Origin of the sequence: Jannaschia sp. GRR-S6-38, assembly GCF_029853695.1 — a bacterium.
Classification (GTDB): domain Bacteria; phylum Pseudomonadota; class Alphaproteobacteria; order Rhodobacterales; family Rhodobacteraceae; genus Jannaschia; species Jannaschia ovalis.
Genome location: NZ_CP122537.1, coordinates 651,114 through 662,936, shown reverse-complemented (window position 1 = coordinate 662,936; position 11,823 = coordinate 651,114). Strand labels below are relative to the sequence as shown.

Genomic DNA, 11,823 nt, shown 5'->3' with positions numbered 1-11,823 from the left:
TGCCTTTCCGTCGCAGGGGCCGCAACGCTGCGCACCCGGGGGGACACCATGCCGAACACCGCACGAAAGATCGCCTTCGTCGCCTCGGACACGCCCGAGGCGCAGGAGGCGCTTGTCGCGCTGACCGAGCGCTACGGCCAGTGCGCGCTGGAGGAGGCGGACGTGGTGGTCGCGCTGGGCGGCGACGGGTTCATGCTCCAGACCCTGCACGCCACCATGCATATCGAGGCGCCGACCTACGGCATGAATCGCGGCACGGTCGGCTTCCTGATGAACGAATATGCCGAGACCGGCCTGACCGCGCGGCTGGAGGCGGCCGAGATCGCGGTGACCAATCCGCTGAAGATGATCGCCACGCGCAGCAATGGCGAGGTGGTCGAGGCCTTGGCGATCAACGAGGTGTCGATGCTGCGCGCGGGTCCGCAGGCGGCGCGGCTGCGGATCTCGGTCGACGGCCGCATCCGCATGGAGGAGCTGGTCTGCGACGGCGCGCTGGTGGCGACGCCCGCGGGCTCTACGGCCTACAACTACTCGGCCCACGGGCCGATCCTCCCCATCGGCTCGGACGTTCTGGCGCTGACGGCGATGTCGGCCTTCCGGCCCCGCCGCTGGCGCGGTGCGCTCCTGCCGCGCACGGCCAAGGTGCGCTTCGACGTGCTCAACCCCGAAAAGCGCCCGATGATGGCCGAGGCCGATTCGCGCTCGGTGCGCGACGTGGTCCGCGTCGAGGTCGAGAGCGATCCCTCGGTCTGCCACCGCCTGCTCTTCGATCCCGGTCACGGGCTGGAGGAGCGGCTCCTTCGCGAGCAGTTCACCTGAGCGCCCGCCCGGGCCGGATCGCCGCGCTCAGCGTCGGCGTCGCCTGCGCGGTGCTCGCGCTCAAGGCGCTGGCCTGGCGATTGACCGGCTCGGTCGCCTTCCTGTCGGACGCGCTGGAAAGCCTCGTGAACGTCGCGACGGCGGGGGTCACGCTGCTCGCGCTGCGCGTCGCGGCCCGCCCGGCGGATGCGCGCCACAACTGGGGCCACCACAAGGCCGAGATGCTGGCCGCGGTCGGCGTGGGCGTGCTGATCGTGCTCTCGGCGCTGGCCATCCTGCGCGAGGCGGCGCTGGCGCTGCGCGACCCCGCGCCGTTGGTCGCGCCCTGGGCCGGCATCATGGTCAACCTGGGCGCCGGGGTGCTGAACGCGATCTGGTGCGCGGTGCTGTTCCGGACGGCGAAGGCGGCGCGGTCGCGGGCGCTGGCCGCCGATGCCCGTCACCTTCTCTCCGATGTCATGTCGTCCGCCGGTGTCGCCGTCGGCGTCGTGCTAGTGGCGCTGACGGGATTCGCCGTGCTCGACCCGATCCTCGGCACCTGCGTGGCACTGGTGATCCTCTGGTCCGGCTGGGGCGTGGTGCAGGCGTCGCTGGGCGGGCTGATGGACGAGGCGGTCAGCCCCGCGGCCCAGACTCGGCTGCGCGCCGTCATCGCCGAGACCGGGGCGGAGGCGGTGCAGGCCCACGACATCCGCACCCGCCATGCCGGGGCGGTCAGCTTCATGGAGTTCCACCTCGTCGTGCCCGGCGACTGGAGCGTGGCGCGCGCCCATGCCCTCTGCGACCGGATCGAGGCGGCGCTTCACGCGGCCGAGCCAGGCGTGCAGGTCACCATCCATGTCGAACCCGAGGAGAAGGCGAAGACGCAGCCCGGCGCGATCGACCTCTGAGCGGCTGCGCGGCTCAGCGGCCCTCGGGGACGGGTGCGGGGTCCGGCTGGTCGCCCTCGTCGCGGTCGGGTTCGACATGGCCGCGCCGCGCGAGCAGGCGCGCGACGATCAGGCAGATCCCGGCCCAGCCCGCCCCCGCCATCCAGCCCGCCGCCACGTCGGTCGGCCAATGCACGCCCATATAGACGCGGCTGATGCCCACCAGGAGCGTCAGCCCGACCGCGACGGCGAGCACATAGGCCTTGAGGCGCCGCCGCTCCAGCACCCGGGCGATCAGCACGCCCAGCGTCAGGTAGGCGACGGCGGCCATCATCGAATGCCCCGAGGGGAAGCTGGCCGTGTGCACGATCGAGCCGTGCGGCACGAGCTCGGGCCGGGGCCGGTCGAAGAGCTCCTTCGCGACGCTCGAGATCAGGATGCCGCCGCCGACCGCCGCCCAGAGATAGAGCATCGAGCCCCATTGCCGCCGCATCAGGAAGAAGCCGCCCGTCAGCAGCGTCGCCAGCGACAGGACGATCACCCCGCCCAGCGCGGTCAGGTCGCGGCCCATCTCCTCGAGCCAGGGCGGGCCCAGCGGGTCCGCCAGGTCGCCCGCGCTGCGCAGCAGAAGCAGCAGGTCGCGATCGAGGTCCCGCGTGCTGCCCTCGATCACCTCGTCGGCCAATTCGGCGAAGCCCCAGACGGCCATCACCGCCAGCACGAGCGCGGCGAGTATGCCGATCTCGACATTGCGGCGCAGCCAGACGAGCCGGGGGGAGAGGGTCAGCCGGGACATGCCGACCAACGGGCCGCCGCGCCCGGCGGTTCCCGGCGCGGCTTGCGGCGCGGACCGCGCGCGTCCTAGAAGCGCGCGACCACGGAGACGCCAGCATGCCCCGCACCCTCATCACCTCGGCCATCCCCTATATCAACGGCATCAAGCATCTGGGGAACCTCGTGGGCTCGCAGCTGCCCGCCGATCTCTATGCCCGCTACCGCCGCGCGCGGGGCGATGAGGTGATGTTCATCTGCGCCACCGACGAGCACGGCACCCCGGCCGAGCTGGCTGCGAAGAAGGCCGGCAAGCCGGTCGCGGAATACTGCGCCGAGATGTGGCAGGTGCAGAAGGACTTGGCCGACGGGTTCCGGCTGTCCTTCGACCATTTCGGCCGCTCGTCGAGCCCGCAGAACCACCGCCTGACTCAGCATTTCGCCGCCCGGCTCGACGATGCCGGCCTGATCGAGGAGCGGTCCTCGCGGCAGGTTTATTCCCATGCCGACGGCCGCTTCCTGCCCGACCGCTACGTTGAGGGGACCTGCCCCAATTGCGGCTACGAGCGCGCGCGCGGCGACCAGTGCGAGAACTGCACCAAGCAGCTGGACCCGACCGACCTCATCGAGCCGCGCTCGGCCATCTCGGGCTCCACCGATCTGGAGGTGCGCGAGACCAAGCACCTGTTCCTGTTGCAATCGAAGCTGCGCGACCGGCTGGACCAGTGGATCGACGGGCAGGAGGGCTGGCCCAACCTCACCGTCTCGATCGCCAAGAAATGGCTGCATGACGGCGACGGGCTGCAGGATCGCGGCATCACCCGCGACCTCGACTGGGGCATCCCGGTGCAGAAGGGCGACGACCCCTGGCCCGGGATGGAGGGCAAGGTGTTCTACGTCTGGTTCGACGCCCCGATCGAATACATCGCCGGCACCGCCGAATGGGCCGACGCCCATGGCGGCGACTGGGAGCGCTGGTGGCGCACCGACAAGGGCGCGGGCGACGTCCGCTACGTCCAGTTCATGGGCAAGGACAACGTGCCCTTCCACACGCTCAGCTTCCCGGCCACGCTCTTGGGCTCGGGCGAGCCGTGGAAGACGGTCGATTACCTCAAGGCGTTCAACTACCTCAATTACGACGGCGGCCAGTTCTCCACCAGCCAGGGACGCGGTGTGTTCATGGACCAGGCGCTGTCGATCCTGCCGGCCGATTACTGGCGCTGGTGGCTGCTGAGCCACATCCCGGAGAACCAGGACACCGAGTTCACCTGGGAGAATTTCCAGACCAGCGTGAACAAGGACCTGGCCGACGTGCTGGGCAATTTCGTTAGCCGGGTCACCAAGTTCTGTCGCTCGAAATTCGGCGAGACGGTGCCGGAGCATGTCTTCTCACCAGACACGAACGAAGAGCATCTAGTTCAGAGTCTCGGAGACCTTCACCAAACATATCAGACCCATATGGACAACATCGAAATCCGAAAGGCGGCGGCTGCTCTCCGCGCGATGTGGGTTCTCGGAAACGAATATCTACAAGCTTCGGCGCCCTGGTCGACAATTAAGACAGACCCAGACGCCGCCGCCATGCAGGTTGCGTTTGCTCTAAACTTGATCCGTTTCTACGGGATCGTGTCCGCTCCGTTCATTCCGGATGCTGCTTCGACGATGTTGCGCGCCATGCGTGCTGAGGGGGCTGAATGGCCGGACGCTGAACGACCCGATACTGTCCAGGACGCCCTGACCGCGCTGCCCGCCGGCCACGCCTTCACCGTTCCCGAGGTGATGTTCGCTAAGATCACGGACGACCAGCGCGAGGATTGGGCCGCGCGCTTCGCGGGCAACCGGTGAGGCTGGGCGCGGTCGCGCTGATCGTTCCGGATTACGACCCGGCCATCGCCTTCTTCACCGCCATCGGCTTCACGCTGACCGCCGACGAGGACCAGGGCCGCAAGCGCTGGGTCACCGTCGCCGCGGGCGCGACGCGGCTGGTGCTGGCGCGGGCCGACGGCGCCGCGCAGCGCGCCGTCATCGGCCAGCAATTCGCCGGGCGTGTGGGCCTGTTCCTGGAGACCGGGGATTTCGACGGCGATGCGGCGCGGATTGTCGCGGCCGGGGGCCGGTTCGAAGAGGTGCCGCGCCGCGAATCATACGGGCGCGTCGCCGTCTGGCGCGACCCCTGGGGAAACCGCTGGGACCTGATCCAGCCCGCCTGACGCGCCCCTCACTCATGGCCGGGGAAACGATGTCCCGCCGCCGGTCCGGATTGTCCGTCCCGGGGCGGCTTTTCGCGGTTGATCGTTGCAATCGTGGCGAAAACCGGGCGGAAATGCGGCTGTCTGCTTACGGGGGTTTGGGGCATGGGGATTTTTGCGGCGCTTGCGATTTTGCTGTTCGGGGGATTGGTGCTCGGGCTCGACGATGACGACGATCCGGTCGCGTCCGACGAGGATGAGGGCGGGGGCCCGCCGCCGGTGCTGCAGCCGGGGCCGGTCTCCTCGATCCTCGGCGGGCCCGAGGATGACGCGCTCGAGGGCACCGACGCGGATGATTTCATGCGCGGCTTCGCGGGCCGGGACGTGATGTCCGGCCGGGCGGGCGACGATTTCATGAAGGGCGATATCGGGGCCGACGACATGTCCGGCGGCGTGGGCGACGACACGATGGATGGCGGCTTCGGCGCCGATCGCATGTCGGGCGGCTTCGGCGACGACGAGATGACGGGCGGCTTCCAGGACGATTTCCTCAACGGCCAGCGCGGCGACGACATGCTCGCGGGCGAGGCGGGCGAGGACACACTCCTGGGCGGGATCGGCGCCGACAGCCTGAACGGGATCGAGCGGCCCGACGGGCCGGGCGCCTTCGGCAATATCGACGGCAACGCACCCGGCGACAGCATCGACGGCGGCGCGGGCGATGACGACATCCTGTTCGGCGATCTCGACACCGTGACGGGCGGCTCGGGCGCGGACCTGTTCCGGACCGGCGATTACGTCGAATCCGACCGCCTCGCCACGATCACCGATTTCGACCCCGCCGAGGATCGGCTCGAGCTGAGCCATGCACCGCTCGACGCGGGCGAGGCCGCGCCCGAAGTCACCGCGACCGAAGCGGACGGCAACACGATCCTTGCGCTCGGCGGCCAGAATGTCGTCACGCTGCTGGGCGTGACCGGCTTCGACGCGACCACCGTTTCGGTCGTCGAAGGCCCCGATCCCGACGCGGCCGGACCGATGCCGCCGCCGCTGGTGGCGAGCGACTCGATCGTCGGCACCGACGAGGACGATTTCCTGCCGGGCACGGAAGGCGATGACGTGGTCTTCGGCGAGGCGGGCAACGACCGCATCTCGGCCGGGCTGGGCGAGGACGAGATCGCCGGCGGCGCGGGGCTCGACACGTTGGTCGGCGGGGTCGGCGCGGATATCCTGAACGGGCTGGAGACAGCGACCGCCGCACGCTTCGCGGCCGGCGGCGAACTGTCCGACAGCGATTTCGACGAGACGGGCGACGCGACCGGGGACCGGATGCTGGGCTTCGCGGGCGATGACGTCTTCCTGCTGGGCGATGACGACATCGCCACCGGCGGCCCCGGCGCCGACGGGTTCATCGCGGGCGACTGGATCGAGACCGAGAACGCCGCCACGATCACCGATTTCGAGCCCGATCTCGACGTGATCCGGCTGGCCAGCCGCAGCGGCGAGGCGCCGGGGCTGACCGTCTTGGGGGCCGAGGGCGAGGTGCGGGTCGTGCTGGACGGCGAGACGGTGCTGATCGTCGAGGGCACCGAGGACGCCACCGCCGTCCGGAATGCGATCGAGATCGTCGGGCTCGACAGGGCCGCCGCCTGATCGCGCCGGTTTCGGACTTGCGCGCCCCCGGATCCCGGCGATCCGGGGGCGCGTCGCGTCATGGAACCTCCCAGCCGGGTGAACGTTAAGCGAACATCACCGCAGGAGGACCGACATGGACAAGATCACCGACACCCCGAAGCAGGACGCGCCCGGCAATGCCGACAAAGACCCGGAAAACTGGACGACCGGCGACGAGCCGATGACCGGCGCGCAGGCCAGCTATCTCAAGACGCTCAGCGAGGAGGCGGGCGAGGAATTCGATCCGGGCCTGACCAAGGCCGATGCCTCGAAGCGCATCGACGCGCTCCAGCAAAAGACCGGCCGCGGCGCCTGAACGGGTCGCAACGCCTTGGCCGCGCAGCCGAAACAAGCTGCGCGGCCCCCTCTTGAAAGCAGGATTTCGCCTTCCCAGATCGGGTGTGCCGGATGCCGAAACAGGGTCCGGCGCGAACCTGTCCCCGTCCGGCACGAACGGAGGGGCGACCCGATCTGTATCGCTTCGAGAAGGATGCAAACCATGCGTAACTACGATTTCACCCCCCTCTACCGCGCGACCGTCGGCTTCGACCGGATGGCCAGCCTGCTGGACCGCGCGATGGCCGCCGACACGGCGACGACCTATCCGCCCTACAACATCGAGAAGCTGGGCGAGAACGAGTACCGCATCTCGATCGCCGTCGCGGGCTTCACCGCCGACGAGCTCGCCATCGAGGCGCGCGAGAACGCCCTGACCGTGACCGCCCGCAAGGCCGAGACGAACGACGAGCGGACCTATCTGCATCGCGGCATCGCGACCCGAGCCTTCGAGAAGACCTTCCAGCTGGCCGACCACGTCCAGGTGACGGGCGCGACCCATGCCGACGGCATGCTGCATATCGAGCTGGAGCGTCAGGTGCCCGAGGCGCTGAAGCCCCGCCGCATCGAGATCGCTCCGGCCGCCAAGGCCGATCGCACGGCGATCGAGGGCAAGGCCGGCGAGACCGTCGAAGTCTGATCGCCCCGGTCTCTGACCGCCACGACACGCGCGGCGCGTCCCCGAAGCGGGGGCGCGCCGTTTTCACGTCAGACGTCGTCGAGCCAAGCTTCGGCCTCGCGCCGCTGCGCCGTCTTGTAGGTGCGGACCTGGACGCCGGGCAGCAGGTCGCCCTCGAAATCCGCGGCGCTGCGGATCCAGTCCGTGTCGCAGAGGACCGCGCATTTGTGGAAGCGGCGCAGCAGGCCGAACAGCTCGGGCAGGCGCGACAGCTCCACCACCAGCGCTCCGAGCGTCGGCAACTTGAAATCCGCGATCTCGTAGATCATCCGGCCCTTTTCGACCCCTTCGCAGGCGGCGACGAAATCATCGAGCGCGGCGCGCATCGTCTCGCTGTTGAGCGCACCTCTCAGGTGCAGGTCGACCCGGTTCGGGGACGGTTTCTCGACGGTCAGCATGGCACGATCCTCCTGGCCCTCTGCTAGGCGCCGAACCTCCGCCCGGCCTTGATCCGCGTCAAGCGGCGTGTCGGCGTCAGAACCATTGCCCCGGCTCCATCAGCCCGAGGTCCATCAGTTGCTGCGCGCGCCATTCGAACGGGATCGAGCCGTCCCAGCGGAACGAGCCGATCACCGCCCGGCTGCCCGGGTTGGTGGCGAGCGCCTTGGCGGCGCGGAACGACGCGATGCAAGCCGTCATGGAATGGTGCCAGGGGCAGGCATAGGTGTTCATCTCGGCGATGGTGAGCGTGTGATCGGGATTGAGCCGCAGGCCCGGGCGCGTGCGGAAGAGCGCCGTCCGGTCGATGCGCCGCCGCTCCCACGGGACATGCTCCTCGAAGCGCCAGCGCAAGCCGCCGAAGAAATCCATCTGCCGCTCGCGCGGGCCTTCGCCGTCGCCCGGGTCGCGGGCCAGCGCGAAATAGCCGGTCTCGTCCATCCAGGCATCGTCGCGGTCGACCCCGTCGGTGCCCGCGACCAGCGCGCCGGCATAGAGATCGATCACGAAGCACAGGATCGCGTCGCGCCGCTCCTCGGAGCAGAAGGTCATCGCCTCGCCGACGCGGCGCGTTTCGGCGAAGGGGTGGAACAGGTATTCCGCATTGTAGCAGTAGCCCGTCCAGGCGCCCGCCGGACGCCCGGCGATCAACGCGTTGACGCAGGTCGCGGCCATGGCGTCGGGGCGGCGGTCCAGCGCCAGGCGGTGCACGCCCTCCGGCAGGGCGGGGGGCAGGGTCACGCCGGGCGGGACCGCGGCGACGATGGTGCGGAAGCCCGCCTCGGAATGGTGGCGCAGGGTGCTTTCGATCTCGCTCTGGTCCTCGCAGAGCAGCATCAGGACCGGACCCTCGCCCAGCCGATCCGCCCGCGCGGTCAGATCCTCCAGTGAGGTGAAGTCCATGCCTGATCGCCTGCCGCGTCCGTCTGCCCGGTGCCAACCATCGGCCAAGCGCCCGCGCGGTGCAACGCCGCGCGTTGCGGGCCGCCGCCGCCTGCGCTATTGCCGCCACGCCCCCCGGAGGACGAGCCCATGACCGCGCCCAAGAAGCTGCACGTCAAGACCTATGGCTGCCAGATGAATGTCTATGACAGCGAACGCATGACCGAGGCGCTGGCGGGTACGGGCTACGAGGCGACGGACCGGCCCGAGGAGGCCGACCTCATCCTGCTCAACACCTGCCACATCCGCGAGAAGGCCGCCGAGAAGGTCTATTCCGACCTCGGGCGCCTGCGCCCATTGCGCGAAGCCAATCCGGATCTGAAGATCGGCGTGGCCGGCTGCGTGGCGCAGGCCGAAGGGGCCGAGATCGTCGCGCGCCAGCCGCTGGTCGACCTGGTCGTCGGCCCGCAGACCTATCACCGCCTACCCGACATGGTCGCGCGCATCGAGCGCGGCGAGGCGGGCCTCGTCGATACCGAGATGCCCGAGGAGGATAAGTTCGACCACCTGCCGACGCTGCGGACGCCCGCCGCGAAACCGGCAGCCTTCCTGACCGTGCAGGAAGGCTGCGACAAGTTCTGCGCCTTCTGCGTCGTGCCCTATACCCGCGGCGCGGAGGTCAGCCGCCCCGTCGCCCGCCTGCTGGGCGAGGCGCGCGCGCTCGTGGATCGCGGGGTGCGCGAGATCACGCTGCTGGGCCAGAACGTCAACGGCTACCACGGCGACGGCCCGGACGGGCGAACCTGGTCGCTGGCCGACCTGATCTGGGCGCTGGACGACATCGCGGGGCTGGAGCGCATCCGCTTCACCACCTCGCACCCGAACGACATGACCGACGACCTGATCGCGGCCCATGGCGAATGCGCCAAGCTGATGCCCTATCTGCACCTGCCGGTGCAGTCCGGCAGCGACCGGATCCTGAAGGCGATGAACCGCAAGCACACGGCGGCCAGCTATCTCGACATCATCGCGCGGCTGCGCGCGGCCCGGCCCGACCTGGCGCTTTCGGGCGATTTCATCGTTGGCTTCCCGGGCGAGACCGAGGCCGATTTCGAGGACACGATGGCGCTGGTCCGCCAGGTCGGCTACGCCGCGGCCTATTCCTTCCGCTATTCCGCCCGCCCCGGCACGCCCGCGGCCGAGAAGCCCGACGTGCCCGTGGAAGCGGCGACCGAGCGGCTGCACCGGCTGCAGGCGCTGATCACCGAGCAGCAGCAGGCTGCGCAGCGCGCTATGGTCGGGCGCGAGACCAACGTGCTCTTCGAGAAGCCGGGCCGCCTGCCGGGGCAGCTCGTGGGCAAGTCCGACTACCTGCAGGCCGTTCACGCCGAGGCGCCGGAGACGCTCCTGGGCCGCGTGGCGCGGGTGCGCGTGACCGAATCGAAGACCAACTCGCTGGCCGCCACGCTGATCTGACGGCGCGCGCGGGGCCGCGATTGGCCGACCCGGCGAAACGGTAAGACCCAGCGCACCGAGACCGTTGCCCGGGCCCGTGAAATGCGCCCAAATCCTTCCCCCATTGCCCCGATCGGCGCATATTCGCCGACATGCGCGGCCGTCGCCGCGTCAGGAGGAATGGAATGTCTGCCAAGTACCTGGGGGCCTGTTGCGCCCTCTCTTTCATGATGTCGGCCGGCCCGGGGATCGCCGTCGCCGAGCATCACGCGAGGACCGAGCCGCTGCGGATCACGGTCAGCTGCGCGCGCTACGCCTGGGAAGGCGTGATTTGGGACCGCCCGATGGGCGTGTTCCTCGACGACCTCGCCGCCGCCGGCTACTCGACCGAGCGCGCTTATGCGATCGGCCAGCGGGTCTGCCGGGACGAGCGCTATGTGGGCGACCCGGAGGCGATGGGCGAGGCGATGCGCGCGATCCTCGTCTCGGAGCCGCCGCCTCGACGCTGACCCCAGATTTGCGCCAACGGCCCGGAAAAATCTCCATATCTGGGATTTGGGCTTTGCAGGCGCGCCTCGTTTGCTAGGCTTCCGAAAGGGCCGCGCCCGCCCCGTGTCCGGCACGGGCGGGCGGGTCCGCGAACAGCTTGGAACGAGGGGGACGCGGATGCTGTCTCGATTGGGTGCGCGCGCGGTGAGGACGGGCTTGGCCGCGGCGCTGGGGGCGCTGCTGGCGCTGACCGGACCGGCCGCGGCGCAAAGCGCGGGCGACTTGGGCCAGGACGCCGCCGGCAATGTCTATACCTGGACGCTGGGGGCCGACGGGCAGGGCCGCTGGACGCCCGGTCGCGCGTCCGGCGCAGTGCGCGAGCGGACCATCATTGCCGAACGCTACACGCCCACGATCTGGACCGATCCGGATGGCTGCGAGCATTGGGTGATGGATGACGGCGTCGAAGGCTACATGACCCCGCATGTCACCCGCGACGGTCGCCCGGTCTGCAACCGCGGCCAGGCCTGCGGCACGATGCAGGCCGACCAGTTCTTCGCCAGCGACAGCGCCCGCATCCATCCCGCCGGGCGGACCGAGCTGCAGCGCTTCTTCCAGTCGGCGCAGGCCCAGGCCTACGGGATCATCGGCCATACCGACAGCCGCGCCTCCGACGCCTATAACCGCCGCCTCAGCCAGCGCCGCGCCAATGCCGTCGCTCGGGTCGCGCAGGCCAGCGGTGCCCGCGTGATCGAGGTCTCGGGCGCGGGCGAGAGCCGGCCGCAGGCCAGCAATGCCACCGCCGCGGGCCGCGCGCAGAATCGCCGCGTCGAAATCATCTGCTATCGTTGAGGGACGGGACCCCATGACCATCACACGGACCATCGTCCTTCTGGGCTGCGCCGCCGCCCTCGCGGGCTGCGAGAGCAACAGCGGCGGCGACAAGACGCGCGACCGCCAGTTCATCGGCCAGTCCTCGCTTCAGGACCTGTCGCCCGGCATCTGGGTCGATCCCCGCGGCTGCGACCACTGGCTGATCGACGACGGCGTCGAGGGCTACCTGTCGCAGCGCCTGTCGCCGGACGGCAAGCCCGTCTGCTCGGGCACGGCCCCACCGGAATACGTCACCGGCCCGTTCCGGGGCGGCCAAGACGTCTCCGACCCGCTCTGATCGGTGGGGCGCGCGCATGCGATAACGGGGCCGCGGCGGAAACGTCGCGGC

14 protein-coding genes are annotated in these 11,823 nt (G+C 69.8%); 11 read left to right on the top strand and 3 right to left on the bottom strand.

Going from position 1 to position 11,823, the window contains the following annotated elements; genetic code table 11:
* The first annotated feature begins 48 nt into the window (after positions 1-48).
* The gene (locus P8627_RS03385; RefSeq protein WP_279966159.1) at positions 49-819 is read left to right on the top strand and encodes an NAD kinase; all 771 of its coding nucleotides are present in this window, start codon (positions 49-51) and stop codon (positions 817-819) included.
* A gap of 50 nt (positions 820-869) precedes the next feature.
* On the top strand, positions 870-1,709 hold the full coding sequence (locus tag P8627_RS03380; protein ID WP_279966157.1) for a cation diffusion facilitator family transporter: 840 nt from the start codon (positions 870-872) through the stop codon (positions 1,707-1,709).
* A gap of 13 nt (positions 1,710-1,722) precedes the next feature.
* Here P8627_RS03380 and P8627_RS03375 read toward each other — a convergent pair whose 3' ends face one another.
* Entirely contained in the window at positions 1,723-2,484 is a 762-nt protein-coding gene (locus P8627_RS03375) for a phosphatase PAP2 family protein (protein WP_279966153.1), read from the bottom strand.
* 95 nt (positions 2,485-2,579) lie between these two features.
* On the opposite strand from P8627_RS03375, the gene metG reads away from it, so the two are divergent.
* From metG to P8627_RS03350, 5 genes are all read left to right on the top strand, one after another.
* Positions 2,580-4,304 (top strand): methionine--tRNA ligase, encoded by a 1,725-nt coding sequence (metG, locus tag P8627_RS03370; RefSeq protein WP_279966151.1) that lies wholly within the window; start codon positions 2,580-2,582, stop codon positions 4,302-4,304.
* The gene (locus tag P8627_RS03365) at positions 4,301-4,669 is read left to right on the top strand and encodes a VOC family protein (RefSeq protein ID WP_279966149.1); all 369 of its coding nucleotides are present in this window, start codon (positions 4,301-4,303) and stop codon (positions 4,667-4,669) included. The genes metG and P8627_RS03365 overlap by 4 nt, the downstream gene beginning before the upstream one ends.
* A 189-nt stretch (positions 4,670-4,858) precedes the next feature.
* Positions 4,859-6,301, top strand: coding sequence for a calcium-binding protein (locus P8627_RS03360; protein ID WP_279966148.1), 1,443 nt, complete (start codon positions 4,859-4,861; stop codon positions 6,299-6,301).
* Between the two features lie 115 nt (positions 6,302-6,416).
* A complete protein-coding gene (locus tag P8627_RS03355) occupies positions 6,417-6,638 on the top strand; it encodes a DUF3072 domain-containing protein (RefSeq protein ID WP_279966146.1) in 222 nt (73 codons plus the stop codon).
* Positions 6,639-6,821: 183 nt separating this feature from the next.
* Positions 6,822-7,298, top strand: a complete 477-nt coding sequence (locus tag P8627_RS03350) for an Hsp20 family protein (RefSeq protein ID WP_279966144.1) — start codon at positions 6,822-6,824, stop codon at positions 7,296-7,298.
* 68 nt (positions 7,299-7,366) lie between these two features.
* Here the strand turns inward: P8627_RS03350 and P8627_RS03345 are convergent, their stop codons facing one another.
* Positions 7,367-7,735 (bottom strand): SpoIIAA family protein, encoded by a 369-nt coding sequence (locus tag P8627_RS03345; protein WP_279966142.1) that lies wholly within the window; start codon positions 7,733-7,735, stop codon positions 7,367-7,369.
* Between the two features lie 76 nt (positions 7,736-7,811).
* Positions 7,812-8,678, bottom strand: coding sequence for a hypothetical protein (locus P8627_RS03340; protein ID WP_279966140.1), 867 nt, complete (start codon positions 8,676-8,678; stop codon positions 7,812-7,814).
* A gap of 129 nt (positions 8,679-8,807) precedes the next feature.
* Here P8627_RS03340 and miaB point away from each other — a divergent pair, with 129 nt between their 5' ends.
* The 4 genes from miaB (at position 8,808) to P8627_RS03320 (ending at position 11,772) form a co-directional block, all read left to right on the top strand.
* Positions 8,808-10,133 (top strand): tRNA (N6-isopentenyl adenosine(37)-C2)-methylthiotransferase MiaB, encoded by a 1,326-nt coding sequence (gene miaB / locus P8627_RS03335; protein ID WP_279966138.1) that lies wholly within the window; start codon positions 8,808-8,810, stop codon positions 10,131-10,133.
* A 164-nt stretch (positions 10,134-10,297) separates the two neighbouring features.
* Complete coding sequence (locus P8627_RS03330) at positions 10,298-10,621, top strand: hypothetical protein (RefSeq protein ID WP_279966136.1); 324 nt, start codon at positions 10,298-10,300, stop codon at positions 10,619-10,621.
* 196 nt (positions 10,622-10,817) lie between these two features.
* The gene (locus tag P8627_RS03325) at positions 10,818-11,453 is read left to right on the top strand and encodes an OmpA family protein (protein ID WP_407932964.1); all 636 of its coding nucleotides are present in this window, start codon (positions 10,818-10,820) and stop codon (positions 11,451-11,453) included.
* A 13-nt stretch (positions 11,454-11,466) separates the two neighbouring features.
* Complete coding sequence (locus P8627_RS03320) at positions 11,467-11,772, top strand: hypothetical protein (RefSeq protein ID WP_279966134.1); 306 nt, start codon at positions 11,467-11,469, stop codon at positions 11,770-11,772.
* Positions 11,773-11,823: the final 51 nt, after the last annotated feature.